The sequence below is a fragment of the Bradyrhizobium sp. URHC0002 genome, from assembly GCF_054059515.1.
In genome coordinates this window covers 263017-279613 of record NZ_JBSSCF010000001.1, presented here as the reverse complement: position 1 = coordinate 279613, position 16597 = coordinate 263017, and the positions used below count along the sequence as shown (strand labels likewise).

Below are 16597 nucleotides of genomic sequence, written 5' to 3'. Positions count from 1 at the left end.
CAATCATTGCAAGCTAGCGCTCGCGGCTCCACGGGAAGAGATTGGCCGGGAAATCCGCCGCGTAGCGGTGTCCTTTCCGCAGGTGGGGTTCTTCCTGTGGTGGGTTGGGATCCGGCTCCACCACTTTCCGGTATAGATGCCAGGTGGCATGACCGAGCACCGGCAAAACGACGGCGAGACCGACGAAGAGTGGTATCGAACCGATCACCAGCAGCGCCGCGACGATCAGCCCCCACCCGGCCATCGGAATCGGATTCATCATCACAGCCCGCAGCGACGTCCGGATAGCGTCGATCGCAGTGGCATGCCGGTCGAGCATCAGCGGAAACGACACGACACTGACGCACAGCGCCACGACCGCAAACAGAAAACCGACGCCGCACCCAACGATGATGAGCAACCATCCGTCCGACGTCTTCAGCACGCGCGTTGCGAAGTCAGGTATACTCGCGGCCGGAGCGTGGCCAAAGATTTCAACGTAGATTGCGTTCGCTACGCCGATCCAGACTCCGAACAGAACGAGCAGGAGCACGCCGAGCTCGACCATGGCGCCGAAAGCCGGAGCGCGCAGCACATGAAGCGCTTTCGATACGTCGACTTCCTCGCCGCGCTCGCGGCGGCGGCTGAGCTCGTAGAGCCCAATCGCGGCAAAGGGTCCAAGCAAGGCAAAGCCGGCTGCCAGAGGAAACAGCAGCGGCAGCACCGAATAGCCAAGGACCATCCTGAACAGCGCGATACCGAGAACTGGATAAATCACGCACACGACAACCGCGTGGCTGGGCATGGCCTTGAAGTCTTCCCAGCCCAGGCGCAGCGCCTCGCCCAGGTCGGACAGTTCGATCTTGCGAATGGGATATGTGGCGGCCTCGCCGAAAACGTGCCGTCCAAACTTTGCGATGCTGTCAGAATACGTGGTGGCCATAGGCGCAACCTCCCGTGCTCGCAGTAGCGGCGGTCAGAACGACGCGCCGCAATCCGCGTGTCTCCGCATTGATATGCGAGAGTCGCGGTCGAGCCGGGTACGGCAAACCCAAATTCATCGAAAAGGAGCTTAGCCGGACGAAACTTGTCGCGACCTGCGCAACAAGTTTAGCGCGATTGGCGTCAAATAGCACTCACGAAAATAGCACTCGCGGCTGGATGAACTGTGCACGCCAGCGGTCATTTGGTGCATTGCGTCATCATCGATCGACTGTGCTGGCACCAGTGTGGCGCACCCTGGCGTTTTGTATTGATCTATTGACGCGCGGCGCGATGGGGATCATCCTGATTATCAGACGCCCGGGTTCCGATGATTAGCGGTCGTAACGTGTGCTCCGTGCCACGTTTTTGATGTCGCGACCGGTCAAATGGGCGAGGCAAGACGCACTGCGATGCCGCATGTGAAGTCGGCCATCGAGACAGATGCGAGCTCCGCCTTCTGATTCGTCTCCGTTGCCTTGAGTGGCAAGAAGGAGCGAGGGATGGCTGTCGCTATCATACTGCTTCTGGTCGCAGTCGGCTCGGTGCTGTTTCACATCTACAGCCCGTGGTGGTGGACGCCGATCGCCACCAACTGGAGCTACATCGACCACACCATCAGCATCACCTTCTGGATCACCGGCGTGGTGTTCTTCGCGGTGATCGCTTTCATGGCCTATTGCGTCTTCCGCTTTCATCACAAGGAAGGAAGACAGGCAGCCTACAATCCGGAAAACAAGAAGCTCGAATGGTGGCTCACCGTCGGGACCGCGATCGGCGTCGCAGCCATGTTGGCGCCCGGCCTGTTCGTCTGGCACCAGTTCGTCACGGTTCCGGCTGACGCCACCGAGATCGAGGTCATGGGCCAGCAGTGGCAATGGAGCTTCCGCCTCCCGGGGAAGGATGGCCGGATGGGCACGACCAATGTCCGCAACATCGGTCCCGACAACCCGATGGGCTTGAATCGCGACGACCCGCACGGGCAAGACGACGTCGTTATCGAAAATGGCGACTTGCACCTCCCGGTCGGGAAGCCGGTCAAGGTTTTGCTGCGCTCCGTCGACGTGCTGCACGATTTCTACGTGCCTGAGTTCCGGGCCAAGATGGACATGGTCCCCGGCATGGTCACCTATTTCTGGATGACTCCGATCCGAACCGGAACGTTCGATGTGCTGTGCGCCGAGCTGTGTGGCGCAGCGCACGCGCAGATGCGAGCCAAGGTTATCGTCGACGAAGAGGGTGCGTATCACGCCTGGCTGGAGAAGCAGCAGACGTTCGCAGAATTGTCACGCCGGAACGCCGTTATGAAGGCGACATACAAGTCCGGCGACAAGTAGAAAGTGCCGTTGCGCAGACAGATCGGGCAAGTGAGACCAACTCACCCCCGATGGAAACGACCGAGGAGATTTCTATGGTCGATGTTCCATATGACGCCATCGCGGACGCTCCGCCTGCAGAAGTGCCGGAGGTTGATCTCTATCATCCCAAAAGCTGGTGGACGCACTATGTCTTTTCGCAGGACGCCAAAGTCATTGCGATCCAGTACTCGCTGACGGCGTCGGCAATCGGGCTGGTCGCGCTGGTGCTGTCGTGGCTGATGCGGCTGCAACTGGGATTTCCCGGCACCTTCTCCTTTATCGATGCAAATCAATATCTCCAGTTCATCACCATGCACGGCATGATCATGGTGATCTACCTGCTCACGGCATTGTTTCTGGGAGGCTTCGGCAACTACCTGATCCCGCTGATGGTCGGCGCCCGGGATATGGTCTTCCCCTATGTGAACATGCTGAGCTACTGGGTCTACCTGCTCGCCGTTTTGGTGCTGGCGTCGACCTTCTTCGTGCCAGGCGGGCCAACCGGCGCCGGCTGGACGCTGTACCCGCCGCAGGCGATTCTCTCCGGCACCCCCGGGCAGGATTGGGGCATCGTTCTGATGCTGGCGTCGCTGATCCTGTTCATCATCGGCTTCACCATGGGCGGGCTGAACTACGTGGTGACCGTGCTGCAGGCGCGCACGCGCGGCATGACGTTGATGCGTTTGCCCCTGACGGTGTGGGGCATTTTCACAGCTACCGTGATGGCGCTGCTGGCTTTCCCGGCGCTGTTCGTCGCCTCTGTCATGATGCTGTTCGACCGCCTGCTGGGAACCAGCTTCTTCATGCCCGCACTCGTCGAGATGGGCCAGCAGATGAAGTATGGCGGCGGCAGCCCGATCCTGTTCCAGCACCTGTTCTGGTTCTTCGGCCATCCTGAAGTCTATATCGTAGCACTTCCGGCCTTCGGCATCGTTTCTGATCTGATCAGCACCCACGCGCGAAAGAACATCTTCGGCTATCGCATGATGGTCTGGGCTATCGTGGGAATCGGCGCGCTCAGTTTCGTCGTATGGGCGCACCACATGTATGTGAGCGGCATGCACCCGCAGTTCGGGTTCTTCTTCGCCACGACGACGCTCATCATCGCGATCCCGACCGCCATCAAGGTCTACAACTGGGTGCTAACCCTGTGGCGCGGCGACATTCATCTCACCGTTCCGATGCTGTTTGCCCTCGGCTTCATCATTACGTTCGTCAACGGCGGGCTCACCGGCCTCTTCCTCGGCAACGTCGTCGTGGACGTGCCCCTCTCGGATACCATGTTCGTCGTCGCTCATTTCCATATGGTGATGGGCGTGGCGCCAATCATGGTTGTGCTGGGCGCGATCTATCATTGGTACCCCAAGGTAACGGGACGGATGCTCAATGACGTGCTGGGCAAGTTTCATTTCTGGGTTACGTTCCTTGGTGCCTATCTGATCTTCTTCCCCATGCATTATCTCGGGTTGCAGGGAGTCCCGCGTCGGTATCACGACCTTGGCGAAGCGACGTTCATCACGCCGAACGTCCATACGCTCAACGCCTTCATCACCATAATGGCCTTGACCGTGGGTTTCGCCCAGATGGTGTTCCTGTTCAATCTTGCCTGGAGCCTGTTCAGGGGCAGGCCTTCAGGCGGCAATCCATGGCGGGCGACGACGCTGGAGTGGCAGACGCCGGAGACCCCGCCCGGACACGGCAACTGGGGCAAGGAACTCCCGGTGGTCTATCGATGGGCGTATGATTACAGCGTGCCTGGTGCTGCGCAGGACTTCATTCCGCAGAACCAGCCACCGGCGAAGCGGGCCGTTCAGGGAGCTGCGCCGTGAGCGCCATCGTCCTGTTCATCGCTGTGATAGCCGCCATCGTCGGATGGTGGCTCTCGCATCAGCGGCTGACAGCCAAACCCTGGCTGGAAGAAGGTTCGATCGATGACTTCCCGGGCACGGGAGCCATGACCTTGCCGGCAGCGAAGATCGGACTGGGAGTGTTTCTCGCCGTCGCCACCTCGTTGTTCGCACTCTTCATCAGCGCCTACTCCATGCGCATGAACATGGTGGACTGGCGGACGCTGCCCGTGCCGGGGCTGCTGTGGTTCAACACCGGCGTCCTGGTCCTGAGCAGTGTCGCGCTGCAATGGGCATATGTGGCCGCGAACCGGAACAACATGGACGGTGTCATCGTCGGCCTGTGCGCAGGGGGAGCCTCCGCCATTACATTCCTGGTGGGGCAACTGCTGGCGTGGCAACAGCTGAGGGCCGCGGGCTATTTCGTGACGTCCAATCCAGCGAATTCCTTCTTCTACATGATCACCGCGGCGCACGGGTTGCACCTGATGGGCGGTCTGGTGGCGCTGGGCAGAACGACCGCGAAGGTGTGGCGTGGCGCCGAGATGGCCCAGGTGCGCCTGAGCGTGGAGCTCTGCACGATTTACTGGCACTTCCTGCTGTTGGTCTGGCTGGTCTTGCTTGGTCTGTTGACGGGCTGGACAGACGATTTCGTCGACATCTGTCGGCGGTTGCTCACCTAGATCCCCGTTCCGATGAAATCGGAATGGGGCTCTGGATTTTTGATTTGACGCGTTTTCTTGACGCGAACCGGTGTCCGGAAAACGCTCTGGGAGAGACCAGATGGCAGAGACTGCGCTGACCAACCCTGGAGGATCGCCTGCACGGGCTGCCGGCTGGCAGGGCATTGCTGACGACTGGTCCTCGGATCAGCGCGCATTCAAGAATGTCTCCTGGGGGAAGGCCATGATGTGGATCTTCCTCCTGAGCGACACCTTCATCTTCAGTTGTTTCCTGCTGTCCTACATGACCGCGCGAATGTCCACGACGGTGCCGTGGCCGAATCCGAGTGAGGTATTCGCCCTCACGATTGGCGGACATCATATCCCCCTCATCCTGATCGCCATCATGACCTTCGTGCTGATCAGCAGCAGCGGGACCATGGCGATGGCCGTCAATTTCGGTTACCGCCGTGATCGCACCAAGACCGCGGTATTGATGCTGGTCACAGCGGCGCTTGGCGCAACGTTCGTCGGGATGCAGGCCTTCGAATGGACCAAGCTGATCATGGAGGGCGTGCGGCCCTGGGAAAACCCATGGGGCGCGGCGCAGTTCGGCTCCAGCTTCTTCATGATCACGGGCTTCCACGGCACCCACGTGACGATCGGCGTGATCTTCCTGATCGCGATCGCGCGAAAGGTCTGGCGGGGCGACTTCGACGTCGAAAGGCGCGGCTTTTTCACGAGCCGGAAGGGGAATTACGAGGTCGTCGAAATCATGGGCCTGTACTGGCACTTCGTCGATCTCGTGTGGGTGTTCATCTTTGCCTTCTTTTATCTCTGGTGAGGTCGTCGCATGACAAGCACAGCAGTAATAGACGGACAACAACCTTCGCTACGCACTCATGCGCATGACGCAGTCGCAGTTGGTGCCACGCACGTAAAGGGGCAGCAGCACCCGATCAAGCTCTATCTCGTGGTCTGGGGATGGCTGTTCGTCCTCAGCACCTGCTCCTATCTCGTCGACTACTTCGGCCTCCATGGCTATCTCAGATGGTCGCTGATCCTTCTGTTCATGATCTTGAAAGCCGGCCTGATCGTCGCCGTCTTCATGCACATGGCCTGGGAGCGGCTGGCGCTCGCCTATGCCATCCTGCTGCCTCCGGTGCTGGTGATGGTGTTCGTGGCCATCATGGTGTTCGAATCCGAGTACACGCACCTCATCCGGGTCCTGTTCTTCGCGTCGCCGACCTAGATACTGCCGCCTCGCATCAGAAGGAGGAGGTCATGACCACATACGTCATGCTTGCAAACTGGACCGACCAGGGCATCCAGAAGGTAAAGGACTCGCCGCGTCGTCTGGATACGGCAAAGAAAGCGCTCAAGGAGATGGGCGGCGAGTTCAAACTCTTTTTCCTCACCATGGGCGACTATGACATGGTCGCGATCTACGAAGCTCCTGACGATACTGTGGCGGCGCGTTTCAACCTGCAGCTGGGCATGCTGGGAAACATCCGGACACGCACGCTGAAGGCGTTTCCTGAAGCCGCCTATCGGGAAGTCATCAACTCGCTGGGCTAGCCGGCACAAGGTGGGGATTGTCCCCGGAAGCAAGCTCGCAAAGATCCGGCCATGTCGCCGGCAAGAGGAGGCGTTGATCTCATGCAAATCAATCGTTCAACTCTTATTCGCGGGAGCTATGCCAACATCGGGGACTATGTCGCGCTGACGAAACCGCGCGTGATGTCGCTGGTCGTCTTTACCGCAACTGTCGGTCTTATGGTCGCACCAGGCGGCATCGATCCCTTCGCCGGTGTCGTTGCTCTTCTTTGCATCACTGCCGGAGCCGGCGCGGCAGGTGCGCTCAATATGTGGTACGACGCCGACATCGATGCGTTGATGGCGCGCACCGCCATGCGTCCAATTCCCAGCGGCCGTGTATTGCGCTCGGAAGCATTGGTTTTCGGACTGGTGCTTGGCACGTGCGCCGTTCTAAGCCTCGGCACTTTCCTGAACATCGCCGCGGCTGCGCTGCTTGCTTTCACAATTTTCTTCTATGTCGTCGTCTACACGATGTGGCTCAAGCGCCGAACACCGCAAAATATCGTCATTGGCGGTGCCGCTGGCGCACTCCCTCCTGTCATCGGCTGGGTCGCGGCCGCCGGAGATGTCGGGCTCGAGCCGCTCATCCTGTTCCTGATCATCTTTCTTTGGACGCCACCCCATTTCTGGGCGCTGTCGCTCAATCTCGCCGGAGAATATGCCCGCGCAGGAGTGCCGATGTTGCCGGTCGTAGCCGGCCGGGCCGAAACAAAGCGCCAGATTCTTCTCTATAGCGTTGTTCTGGCTCTTATCTCGCTGCTGCCCTGGGTATTGGGGTTCGCGGGCGCGATCTATGGCGTGGCTGCGGCGATGCTTGGCGCGATCATGATTTTTCTCTCATGGCAAGTACGTCGGAGCAATGACAAGGAAAGGCAGCCAGCGCGTCGCCTGTTCGTGTTTTCCATGCTCTATCTGGTCCTTCTTTTTGGCGCGCTTCTGATGGATGCTGTACCCTACGTTCAGCCTCTCTAGTCTAGAGCGATGTCCAACGCTTCGTTTCCGGGGAGCGCTTCAGGGAAATCCTGTCGGCGGCGGCCATGTCCAGATTGTGCGCCCACACGATCAATTGGCCGTGCGTTCAAATCCGGATCGCCGAAGCGTGATCGGCCGATCCAGCTTTGCCGGGAATGTAGTCGCAGCTACGCCGCTCTTGCTCTCTGACGACCCGTGAAGGGTCGGTATTGAGGAGAAGCAAGATGATCAGAATCCCGTTTTTTGGCGCCGTCGTGGCGTTTTCCGCACTGGTCGGGTCGCCCGCGTCGGCGCAGCACATGATAGACGAGCCCGGAATGTATGCGTTCTACCATCCCAATGGCGATCTCGGCATCGGATCGGCGCGATCGCCGATTGACGCTCAGGCGATGGCGCCGCGGCTCGTGATGCGACATCCGATCGCGCGGCTCATGAAATCGCGGAAATAGCTTCCTGCGATGTCGACGCGAACTATGACGGCATGTCAATGAACTGAGAATCGGCAATCTCACCACGTCATTACATGCGACAAGCGCGAAGCGTTTGCGCAAAGGAGCGTAAGCAACGAAGCAACCCAGCTTTCTTCACTTGGCGAAATGGATTGCTTCGCTTCGCTCGCAATGACGGGTGGGACCCGCGCTCCTGCACTGCTCGAAACAACGACGATGGATGATCGTCACAATGCATGCCGAACCCATACATTGGGTTCGACGTAAACAGCGTAATCCTGCTCAAGTGAAATCACGACCGGCGCGAGCGCGCCCGTAATCGCGACCTCGCCCGATCGATCGAACGACATTCCGGTCCAATGTGACCAGTCGGCGATACTGCCAACAATCGTCATGGAATAAGGCGCAATCTTCACGATTCTTGCCCCGGCGCGAAGGTGGGTACGCAGCCAGGGGTCGGTCGGGAAGCCGTCGGCACCCACCGTGTCAACGTAATCGCGCATCGGCACGAACGGATGAAGATGCTTCTGGTTCGGCCGCACCGGAGCGAACATTTCCGCAAGCCCATGGGCTTTCGCGCTGGCTTTCATAGCGGCCAGAAACGCCAGCGAATTGCCGCCACCTCGCGCTTCGGGAAGCAAACTGATTTCCAGTGCACTCAGCGCATTCGGAGCGCGCCCTGTCATCTGATCATCGTGTGCCCAACGGATAACCTCGTCCCAGCCGCCATCGGGGAGTTCGGCGCGGCCTTCGATGTTGAAAGCGAACGGTGCGCTGAATGCCCGGGCGACGACCTTGCCCCCGGCGACACCGGCGAAGGCATAGTCGAGGTAGCGATCGAACATCGATGGTGCAAAGTAGAGCTGCGCCGCCGCATCGTGCCGCATGAATTCCGGCCAGACCGATTCCAGGTCAGAGAAGATCGATGGCCGAAGATCGGGGCGTTCCCGCAGTGTAAAGATTTCCAGAGCCATGATGCCTGCCCACCCCTGTCGTTCGGTATCAACCCGCCCATCCTACACGCCGTTCTGAAATTCGAAACTCTCCACGTCATTGCGAGCGCAGCGAAGCAATCCACGCCTCTGCACGGGGAAAGATGGATTGCTTCGCTGCGCTCGCAATGACGGCTGAGAGAGCGAGGGCTTACTCTGCCTTCTTCAGCGGCGGATGTGGCCTTCCGAAATCTGGCGCGGCCGAATCCTGGCCGATCTCGACGATGCCGCGGCGGATGGCGCGGGTGCGGGTGAAGTGCTCGAACAGCGCTTCGCCGTCGTTGCGGCGGATCGCTCGGGTAAGCTTTGAGAGATCCTCGTTGAAGGTGCCGAGCATTTCCAGCACGGCTTCCTTGTTGTTGAGGAACACGTCGCGCCACATCGTGGGATCAGACGCCGCGATGCGGGTGAAATCGCGAAAGCCGCCGGCGGAGAACTTTATCACTTCCGACGACGTCACCTGCGCCAGCTCGTCGGCGGTGCCGACGATGGTGTAGGCGATCAGATGCGGCAGATGGCTCGTGATCGCCAGCACCAGATCGTGATGGTCGGGCGTCATGATCTCGACCTTGGCGCCCATCCCGGCCCAGAACGCTCGCAGGGTTTCGACCGCCATCGGATCCGCGCCATCGGGCGGCGTGAGGATGCACCAGCGGTTGATGAAGAGTTCGGCGAATCCGGAGTCGGGACCGGAATGTTCGGTGCCGGCGACCGGATGGGCGGGGACGAAATGAACGTTGCCCGGCAGGTGCGGCTCCATCTCGCGGACGATGGCGCCCTTGACCGAGCCGACGTCAGACACGATCGCGCCGGGTTTGAGGAACGGGGCGATCTCCTGAGCGACCGGGCCGCAGGCGCCGACCGGGATGCAGAGGATCACCAGGTCGGCGTCCTTGACGGCTTCCGCGTTGGTCTCCAGCACGTGGTCGACGATGCCGAGCTCTAGCACCCGCGCGCGGGTCTTCTCCGAGCGGGCGGTCGTGACGATTTCGCTGGCGAGCCCTTGCGCCCGCGCGGCGCGCGCGATCGAGCCGCCGATCAGGCCGAAGCCGATCAGCGCGACGCGTCGGAAGATTGGCGTTGTGTTCATTTGGCCGCCATGAAGTCGCGCAGGCCGTCGACGACGAGGCGGTTGGCCTCCTCGGTGCCGATGGTCATGCGTAGTGAATGGGGCAGGCCGTAATTGTTGAGCGCGCGCAGCACCAGGCCGCGCCTGGTGAGGAACGCATCCGCCTCTGCCGAGGTCTTGCCCTTCGTTTCCGAGAAGTGGATCAGCACGAAATTGGCCACGCTCGGCGTCACCTTGAGCCCGAGTTTTGTCACCTCCTCCGTCAGCCAGTTGCGCCACTGCTCGGTGAACGCCTTCGACATCTGGACATGCGCGGTGTCCTCGATCGCGGCCACCGCCGCCAGCATCGCCGGCGTCGAGACGTTGAACGGCCCGCGGATCCGGTTGACGGCGTCGATGATATGCGCCGGGCCGAACATCCAGCCGATCCGCAAAGCCGCCAACCCGTGAATCTTGGAGAAGGTATGCGTCATCACGGTGTTTTCGGTGGTCGCCACCAGCTCCAGCCCGAGCTCGTAATCGTTGCGCGACACGTAGTCGGAATAGGCGGCGTCGAGCACCAGCAGCACATGCGGCGGCAGACCTGCGCGCAGCCGCTTGACCTCGTCGAACGGCACATAGGTCCCGGTCGGATTGTTCGGGTTGGCCAGCCAGACGAGCTTGGTCTTCGGCGTCACACGCGCGAGAATGGCGTCGACGTCGGCGGTGCAGTTGGTCTCGGGCGCGACGACGTTCCTGGCGCCGTTCGCCATGGTGGCGATCGGGTACACCAGAAAGCCGTGGCTAGTGGAGATCGCTTCATCGCCCTGGCTCAGATAAGTGTGCGCCAGCAGGTTGAGGATTTCGTCCGATCCGGCGCCGCAGATGATGCGGTTGGGATCGAGCCCGTAGGCGCGGCCGATCGCCTCGCGCAGCACCCGCGAGGTGCCTTCCGGATAGTCCTCCAGATGCGCCACCGCCTGCGCGTAGACTTCCTTGGCCTTCGGCGACGGCCCGAACGGCGTCTCGTTGGCGGACAGTTTGAACACCTTGCGCCCCGGCTCCGGCACCGGGCTCTTGCCGGGCGTGTAGGGCGCAATATCGAGAATGCCGGGATTCGGCACGGGGCGGGACATCTTCTGGCTCCGGATATTCAGGGCGGCTTTAAGACTTGACGGCTTAGGACTTGGCTGCCCCGTTCGGGGGGACCGTATAGCGTGTTGCGTGGCCGCCGACGAGGGCCGACGAGCGCACCGAGGCGCCGGCGTTGATCAGGGCTTTTTTGATCTTCTCGAAGCCGGTGCCGGCATCCGACACCAGCAGCGCCGCGCCGTCGAAGGCGGTATCGGGGACGGCGACGATTTCGGCCAGCGGGGCCACGGCGCGGGCGATGTTGGCGTTCCAGCCCGACACCCGCACGCTCCAGGTCTGCACTTCCGTCACTAGGGCGTCGTCGGCCACGCGCGAGATCAAGAACACGGGCAGTGCCGCCGGATGATCGGCGCGTTCGAGGAACGGCACCCGCGCGATGATCTTTGGCGCGCCGTCCGCTTCCAGCGCGAGCCACCACGGCGTGCGGCTGGAGACCGCCGAGACCAGCGCCAGATCGCCCTTCGATTTCGCCACCGCCTCGACGGCAGCCTGCGCGCTGAAATGGCCCACATACGGCACGACGAAGCCGAAGTGAAACCGCGCCGAATCCCGCATCGCGGATTCGCCGACCGAAACGTCGGCATGAACAGAGAACGGCGCCTGGACGTATGTGAAAGTCGAGATGATGACGCGCCAGATGCTCTCGATCGTGTCAAGCGGCAGGATGCCGCGATGGCGCCGCACCAGCTCGCGCATCATGCTGGCCTCGCGCGCAGGGCGGAACGCCGAGCCGACTTCCTGGGTCTGCTTCACCCGGATCAGCCGGTCGATGATGTCGCCACGCGCCATCAGGAGGCGGTGAACCTGCTCGTCGATCGCATCGATCTCCTTGCGCAGTTCCTGCAGTGAAGGCGGGGCGGGGGGTGCCTTGGACATCCTGAAAAACCTTGGTGCCGGAACAGCCCGATGCGGCCGGCAGACAGTCGCATTGATTAGGAAAGACGGGCGCTGAAAGCAAAGAGAAACGTCGCGGGGGAGCCCTGCACGACCCGGTTAACCATGGTGTCCGGCCCGCCCGCCTTGACGAAATGCCTGGGCAGGACTAGCTTTGTCCCATTCCGTGGTCATTTGAGCCGGCCGGCTTGCAGCCACGTTAAACAACTCGCTAAACAGGCCGGGGACAGAGTTGATCCCGGCCGAACCTTTCGTTCAGGCCGGGTTTTTTATGGCCTGACTCTGTCTGTAGAGCCTCCGCGAGGAGGTCGGTGCCGATATGACCGACGTACCATCGATACCCAGTCCGGCGATCCACAGCGAGGATCGCGCGCAAGAGGCCGATCATCCTGCTTCGCAGGTAATGGAATTCGGCATGGACCAGCCCTTGAGGCTCGATTGCGGCGTCGATCTGGCGCCGTTTCAGATCGCCTATCAGGCCTATGGCCAACTCAACGCGGATCGTTCCAACGCGATCCTGATCTGCCACGCGTTGACGCTCGACCAGCACGTCGCCAATGCGCATCCGCTGACCGGCAAGGCCGGCTGGTGGGAAATCATGGTCGGCCCCGGCCGTCCGCTCGATACCGAAAAGTATTTCGTCATCTGCTCGAACGTGATCGGCGGCTGCATGGGATCGACCGGCCCGGCCTCGACCAATCCGGCTACCGGCAAGGTATGGGGACTGGATTTTCCGGTCGTGACGATCCCCGACATGGTCCGCGCGCAGACCATGCTGCTCGACCGGCTTGGGATCGAGACATTGTTCTGCGTGATCGGCGGATCGATGGGCGGCATGCAGGTGCTGCAATGGACCGCCGCCTATCCGGAGCGCGTGTTCTCGGCGCTGCCGGTCGCCTGCGCGACACGGCATTCGGCGCAGAACATTGCGTTTCACGAACTCGGCCGGCAGGCCGTGATGGCTGATCCGGATTGGCATCATGGGCGTTATTTCGAACGCAGCACCCATCCGCACCGCGGGCTGGCCGTGGCGCGGATGGCCGGGCACATCACCTATCTCTCCGATGCCGCCTTGCATCGCAAGTTCGGGCGGCGGATGCAGGACCGCGAACTGCCGACCTTCTCGTTCGACGCGGATTTCCAGGTCGAAAGCTATCTGCGTTACCAAGGCTCGTCCTTTGTCGAGCGCTTCGACGCCAACAGCTATCTCTATCTGACGCGCGCGATGGACTATTTCGATATCGCCGCCGACCACGAGGGCGTGCTGGCGCAGGCGTTTCGCGGCATCAAGACCCGCTTCTGCGTGGTGTCGTTCACCTCGGACTGGCTGTTCCCGACCTCTGAATCGCGGGCGCTGGTGCATGCACTGAACGCGTCCAGTGCGCGGGTGTCGTTCGCCGAGATCGAGACCGATCGCGGCCACGACGCCTTCCTGCTCGACGTTCCCGAGTTCTTCGACATCGCCCGCGCCTTCCTGGAATCCGCCGGCAAGGCGCGTGGTCTCGAGAGTGCAGGTGGCTGACATGGCGCTTCAGGAACACGCTTTGCCACTTGGCGGCGTCACGCCCGATCGCACGGGCAAGTACCGCACCGATCATCTGCTGGTCGCGGAAATGATTCCGGCTGGTTCAAAAGTGCTCGACGTCGGTTGCGGCGACGGAGAACTGCTGCAGCTTCTGGAGAGCCGTGGCATCGACGGCCGCGGCATCGAACTGTCGCGCGAGGGCGTCAACCGCTGCGTCGCCAAGGGGCTCGCGGTGGTGCAGGGCGACGCCGACACCGACCTCGTCAATTATCCCGATGACGCGTTCGATTACGTGATCTTGTCGCAAACGCTGCAGGCCACGCGGAAGCCGAAAGCGGTGCTGGAAAACCTGCTGCGCATCGGCCGGCGCGCGGTCGTTTCATTCCCGAATTTCGGCTTCTGGAAGATGCGGCTGCAATTGCTGGTCGGCGGGCACATGCCGCGCACCGAAAATCTCCCCGCGACCTGGTACGACACGCCGAACATCCACTTCTGCACCATCAAGGATTTCGTGCAGCTCTGCGACGAGATCAATGTCAAGATGGAGCGCGCGGTGGCGCTCGATCTCTATGGCCGCCCGGTGCCGCTGACCCTGCCCTGGTGGGTCTGGAACATGTTCGGCGAGCAGGGCGTGTTTTTGCTAAGCAGGGGCGGGGCGGGGAAGTAGCCGCCGCCGTCATTGCGAGCGAAGCGAAGCAATCCATAGCGCCACGTGGGGATAGATGGATTGCTTCGTCGCTTCGCTCCTCGCAATGACGGTTAGACCGCCGCCTTCACCAGCGACCGCGCATCCCGCACCGGCCACCGCCCGGCCTCGACCAGCGCGATGAAGCGCTCCACCATTTCGTTGAACAGCGCCGGCTCTTCCAAATTGAGCACGTGGCCCGACTTCGGAAAGAACGAGAGCCCCGCCGCCGGCAGATGCTGTTTCAGAAACAGGCTTGGCCCGATGCAATTGTCGTCTTCATCGCCGCACAGGATGAGCGCCGGCGTCGGCACGCTTCTGATCGCATCCGTCATCGTGTAAATCGACGGCCGCCCGCCCTGAAAGCCGCGCATGGTGTTCGCCGAGCCCTTGGCGTCATGCCGCGCCAGCGCAGCGTAGAAATCGGCGTGGCCGCGCGGGTCCTTCAGCAAAAACGGAATCCGGCTCTGCGCCTCTCGCGTCACTTTTGCAACTTCGACCGAGCCGATCGCCTCATACTGCTCGGCGTTGGCCCGGCACTGCGCGCGGAAGGCATCGAGATGCTCGATGGCAGAGCCCGAGCCGACGGCGGCGAGCGTCATCGACAGCGCGCGCTCCGGCGCATGGAGGCCGATCTGCAGCGACGAATAGGAGCCCATCGACAGGCCGACGAAATGCGCTTTGGCGATGCCGAGGTGATCGAGCACGGCGAGCGCGTCGGTATAGAAGTGCTTGTAGGTGTAGACGGCGGCGTCAGGCGGCACGTCAGATGGCGTGTAGCCGCGCGCCGAATAGGCGATGCAGCGGTGGCCGCGCGAGAAGTAGCGCATCTGCGGCTCCCAGTTGGTGTGGTCGGCCGCGAACTCGTGCAGGAAGATGATCGGCGTCCCGCTTCCCGCCTCTTCATAGTGCAGGCGAACGTTATCCTTGGCGTTATCCTTGGCGACGGCATAGGGCATTTTGGATTCTTCTCCATTTTCTTGTTTTCACGCAACTTCCTTGCGTGGCCGGCCGGCAAAGTTGCAGTTAATTCTCGCGGCTGCAATACGGCAAAATCGGTTCATTTTCGCCATCGAATAATCGCGGAATCACCCCGAAATTGTTTCCGCGTCGCCACATGAAATCTTCGTCTGGTCACATCGCAACGCAAAACGCCGCCCGCGTTCGTTCGTAGACGAACGCAAAGGGGACGTGTGGGGGTGCCACAGAGGATCAAGTATGCGTCAGTTGTTTGCGTTTCGCCGGTCGCTTCGTTTCATGGCGCTGGCATTGTGTTCGGTGTCCATCGTCGCATTTGTCTCTCCGGCTTCGGCACGGCCTCACCACGGCGCAGGGCGACACGCCCGGGCCCATCACGCCAAGCATCATTACGCCTATCGCCACCATCGCCATTCGGCCCAGGTGTCGCGCTGGGAGCGTAGCGCGCCGCAAATGCAGGCCGGCGGCTTTGCCGACGGCAACCCGAACTTCATGGAAAGCAGCCCCCAGACGGGTGCGTCCGGCGGCTTCGGCTCGCCCAACGTCGTCGCGGAAGCGCGCGCCGGCCGTGGCCATCGTGCCCGGCTCCGGCAAGCCGCGCACGCATCGCGCTGGGAGCGTGGCGTTGCGCAGATGCAGGCGCGCGGTCTTGCCAACGCCAACGCAAGCGTCGCCGCGAACGCAAGCGTCGCTGCGGATGCAAGCGTCGGGTCGAATGCAACCGTGACGCCGGCCGGCGGTGCGATGGCTTCCAGCTTCACCTCATCGAACGTCGTCGCCGAAGCGCGCCGCCATCTCGGCGGCAACCCCACGGGACGCGGCAGCCTGTGGTGCGCGCGGTTCACGAACATGGTCCTGCAGCACACCGGCTATCGCGGCACCGGCTCGGACATGGCGAGCTCGTTCGCGAAATACGGCCAGCGCGTTTCCGGCCCGCAGGTCGGCGCGATTGCGGTGATGACGCGCGGCCGCCGCGGCGGCCATGTCGGCATCATCACCGGCATCGACGCCAAGGGCAATCCGATCATGATCTCCGGCAATAACGGCAACCGCGTCCGCGAAGCCCCGGTCTCGCGCGGCCGGATCTACGCCTACGTCATGCCAACGAACTGAAGCGGATTGCATTAGCGTCGCGACCTCTCCCCGTTCTGGCGGGGAGGGGACGCCATCGCGCCGATGGCTGGGCATCCGGCCGCGGCCGACCCTCGAAATAATCAGGCATCCACCGGACTACTGGATCAGACACCTCGCGGATCGAAAGAGCGGTTCATCGCCACATAGTCGATCGCGCCGCGCGCAATGCCGATATCCTGGAGCTCCTGGTCGCTCAAGTCGTTCAGCGCCGTTCGTAGCCTCGCACGCTCGCGCCTCTCCTGAAACGCCGCCCGGCATCTCCTGAGTAAGCCGAATGCGTTCTGCGCAACTACGGACTGTCCTAACTCGGTTGCATCGTGGATCGTGCTCATTGCTGCACCT

General features: G+C 61.8%; 18 protein-coding genes and 1 riboswitch. Of the genes, 11 read left to right on the top strand and 7 right to left on the bottom strand.

Features of this window, described 5'->3' with window-relative positions:
* Positions 1-13 precede the first annotated feature (13 nt).
* Positions 14-922, bottom strand: coding sequence for a DUF2189 domain-containing protein (locus ACVWVY_RS01305; protein ID WP_456624699.1), 909 nt, complete (start codon positions 920-922; stop codon positions 14-16).
* A 541-nt stretch (positions 923-1463) separates the two neighbouring features.
* Here ACVWVY_RS01305 and ACVWVY_RS01300 point away from each other — a divergent pair.
* From ACVWVY_RS01300 to ACVWVY_RS01265, 8 genes are all read left to right on the top strand, one after another.
* On the top strand, positions 1464-2297 hold the full coding sequence (locus tag ACVWVY_RS01300) for a cytochrome c oxidase subunit II (RefSeq protein WP_456624698.1): 834 nt from the start codon (positions 1464-1466) through the stop codon (positions 2295-2297).
* A 74-nt stretch (positions 2298-2371) separates the two neighbouring features.
* Complete coding sequence (locus ACVWVY_RS01295) at positions 2372-4147, top strand: cytochrome c oxidase subunit I (RefSeq protein ID WP_456624697.1); 1776 nt, start codon at positions 2372-2374, stop codon at positions 4145-4147.
* A complete protein-coding gene (locus tag ACVWVY_RS01290; protein WP_456624696.1) occupies positions 4144-4848 on the top strand; it encodes a cytochrome c oxidase subunit 3 in 705 nt (234 codons plus the stop codon). The genes ACVWVY_RS01295 and ACVWVY_RS01290 overlap by 4 nt, the downstream gene beginning before the upstream one ends.
* Before the next feature lie 100 nt (positions 4849-4948).
* The gene (locus tag ACVWVY_RS01285; protein ID WP_456624695.1) at positions 4949-5671 is read left to right on the top strand and encodes a heme-copper oxidase subunit III family protein; all 723 of its coding nucleotides are present in this window, start codon (positions 4949-4951) and stop codon (positions 5669-5671) included.
* 9 nt (positions 5672-5680) lie between these two features.
* Positions 5681-6079, top strand: a complete 399-nt coding sequence (locus tag ACVWVY_RS01280) for a cytochrome C oxidase subunit IV family protein (protein ID WP_456624694.1) — start codon at positions 5681-5683, stop codon at positions 6077-6079.
* 32 nt (positions 6080-6111) lie between these two features.
* Positions 6112-6405: a GYD domain-containing protein gene (locus tag ACVWVY_RS01275; protein ID WP_456624693.1), complete on the top strand. Its 294-nt coding sequence runs from the start codon at positions 6112-6114 to the stop codon at positions 6403-6405.
* A gap of 81 nt (positions 6406-6486) precedes the next feature.
* Positions 6487-7398 (top strand): heme o synthase, encoded by a 912-nt coding sequence (locus ACVWVY_RS01270; protein WP_456624692.1) that lies wholly within the window; start codon positions 6487-6489, stop codon positions 7396-7398.
* 224 nt (positions 7399-7622) lie between these two features.
* Positions 7623-7847: a hypothetical protein gene (locus ACVWVY_RS01265; protein ID WP_334392508.1), complete on the top strand. Its 225-nt coding sequence runs from the start codon at positions 7623-7625 to the stop codon at positions 7845-7847.
* A 227-nt stretch (positions 7848-8074) separates the two neighbouring features.
* On the opposite strand, the gene ACVWVY_RS01260 is transcribed toward ACVWVY_RS01265, so the two are convergent.
* From ACVWVY_RS01260 to ACVWVY_RS01245, 4 genes are all read right to left on the bottom strand, one after another.
* Positions 8075-8821, bottom strand: coding sequence for a hypothetical protein (locus ACVWVY_RS01260; protein WP_456624691.1), 747 nt, complete (start codon positions 8819-8821; stop codon positions 8075-8077).
* A gap of 169 nt (positions 8822-8990) precedes the next feature.
* Positions 8991-9929 carry a prephenate/arogenate dehydrogenase family protein gene (locus ACVWVY_RS01255; protein ID WP_456624690.1) on the bottom strand — a complete coding sequence of 313 codons (939 nt, stop codon included), beginning with the start codon at positions 9927-9929 and terminating at the stop codon, positions 8991-8993.
* Complete coding sequence (gene hisC / locus ACVWVY_RS01250) at positions 9926-11023, bottom strand: histidinol-phosphate transaminase (protein WP_456624689.1); 1098 nt, start codon at positions 11021-11023, stop codon at positions 9926-9928. Before hisC ends, ACVWVY_RS01255 begins: the two co-directional genes overlap by 4 nt.
* 43 nt (positions 11024-11066) lie before the next feature.
* Positions 11067-11915, bottom strand: a complete 849-nt coding sequence (locus ACVWVY_RS01245) for a chorismate mutase (protein ID WP_456624688.1) — start codon at positions 11913-11915, stop codon at positions 11067-11069.
* Between the two features lie 174 nt (positions 11916-12089).
* Positions 12090-12169: riboswitch (SAM riboswitch) on the top strand.
* A gap of 83 nt (positions 12170-12252) precedes the next feature.
* On the opposite strand from ACVWVY_RS01245, the gene metX reads away from it, so the two are divergent.
* Entirely contained in the window at positions 12253-13455 is a 1203-nt protein-coding gene (gene metX, locus ACVWVY_RS01240) for a homoserine O-acetyltransferase MetX (protein ID WP_456624687.1), read from the top strand.
* A gap of 1 nt (position 13456) precedes the next feature.
* Positions 13457-14125, top strand: coding sequence for a methionine biosynthesis protein MetW (gene metW / locus ACVWVY_RS01235; protein ID WP_456624686.1), 669 nt, complete (start codon positions 13457-13459; stop codon positions 14123-14125).
* Between the two features lie 92 nt (positions 14126-14217).
* On the opposite strand, the gene ACVWVY_RS01230 is transcribed toward metW, so the two are convergent.
* Complete coding sequence (locus ACVWVY_RS01230; RefSeq protein WP_456624685.1) at positions 14218-15102, bottom strand: alpha/beta fold hydrolase; 885 nt, start codon at positions 15100-15102, stop codon at positions 14218-14220.
* A gap of 511 nt (positions 15103-15613) precedes the next feature.
* On the opposite strand from ACVWVY_RS01230, the gene ACVWVY_RS01225 reads away from it, so the two are divergent.
* A complete protein-coding gene (locus tag ACVWVY_RS01225; protein WP_456632062.1) occupies positions 15614-16234 on the top strand; it encodes a TIGR02594 family protein in 621 nt (206 codons plus the stop codon).
* A 125-nt stretch (positions 16235-16359) separates the two neighbouring features.
* Here ACVWVY_RS01225 and ACVWVY_RS01220 read toward each other — a convergent pair whose 3' ends face one another.
* On the bottom strand, positions 16360-16587 hold the full coding sequence (locus tag ACVWVY_RS01220) for a DUF1127 domain-containing protein (protein ID WP_456624684.1): 228 nt from the start codon (positions 16585-16587) through the stop codon (positions 16360-16362).
* Between the last annotated feature and the right edge of the window lie 10 nt (positions 16588-16597).

Excerpts from the sequence above, each read along its gene's own strand:
- ACVWVY_RS01260 (WP_456624691.1), bottom strand. The coding sequence starts at position 8,821 with ATGGCTCTGGAAATCTTTACACTGCGGGAACGCCCCGATCTTCGGCCA.
- ACVWVY_RS01285 (WP_456624695.1), top strand. The coding sequence starts at position 4,949 with ATGGCAGAGACTGCGCTGACCAACCCTGGAGGATCGCCTGCACGGGCT.
- ACVWVY_RS01230 (WP_456624685.1), bottom strand. The coding sequence starts at position 15,102 with ATGCCCTATGCCGTCGCCAAGGATAACGCCAAGGATAACGTTCGCCTG.
- ACVWVY_RS01220 (WP_456624684.1), bottom strand. The coding sequence starts at position 16,587 with ATGAGCACGATCCACGATGCAACCGAGTTAGGACAGTCCGTAGTTGCG.
- ACVWVY_RS01280 (WP_456624694.1), top strand. The coding sequence starts at position 5,681 with ATGACAAGCACAGCAGTAATAGACGGACAACAACCTTCGCTACGCACT.
- ACVWVY_RS01300 (WP_456624698.1), top strand. The coding sequence starts at position 1,464 with ATGGCTGTCGCTATCATACTGCTTCTGGTCGCAGTCGGCTCGGTGCTG.
- ACVWVY_RS01295 (WP_456624697.1), top strand. The coding sequence starts at position 2,372 with ATGGTCGATGTTCCATATGACGCCATCGCGGACGCTCCGCCTGCAGAA.
- ACVWVY_RS01245 (WP_456624688.1), bottom strand. The coding sequence starts at position 11,915 with ATGTCCAAGGCACCCCCCGCCCCGCCTTCACTGCAGGAACTGCGCAAG.
- hisC (WP_456624689.1), bottom strand. The coding sequence starts at position 11,023 with ATGTCCCGCCCCGTGCCGAATCCCGGCATTCTCGATATTGCGCCCTAC.
- ACVWVY_RS01265 (WP_334392508.1), top strand. The coding sequence starts at position 7,623 with ATGATCAGAATCCCGTTTTTTGGCGCCGTCGTGGCGTTTTCCGCACTG.
- ACVWVY_RS01270 (WP_456624692.1), top strand. The coding sequence starts at position 6,487 with ATGCAAATCAATCGTTCAACTCTTATTCGCGGGAGCTATGCCAACATC.
- ACVWVY_RS01305 (WP_456624699.1), bottom strand. The coding sequence starts at position 922 with ATGGCCACCACGTATTCTGACAGCATCGCAAAGTTTGGACGGCACGTT.
- ACVWVY_RS01255 (WP_456624690.1), bottom strand. The coding sequence starts at position 9,929 with ATGAACACAACGCCAATCTTCCGACGCGTCGCGCTGATCGGCTTCGGC.
- ACVWVY_RS01225 (WP_456632062.1), top strand. The coding sequence starts at position 15,614 with ATGGAAAGCAGCCCCCAGACGGGTGCGTCCGGCGGCTTCGGCTCGCCC.
- ACVWVY_RS01275 (WP_456624693.1), top strand. The coding sequence starts at position 6,112 with ATGACCACATACGTCATGCTTGCAAACTGGACCGACCAGGGCATCCAG.
- metX (WP_456624687.1), top strand. The coding sequence starts at position 12,253 with ATGACCGACGTACCATCGATACCCAGTCCGGCGATCCACAGCGAGGAT.
- metW (WP_456624686.1), top strand. The coding sequence starts at position 13,457 with ATGGCGCTTCAGGAACACGCTTTGCCACTTGGCGGCGTCACGCCCGAT.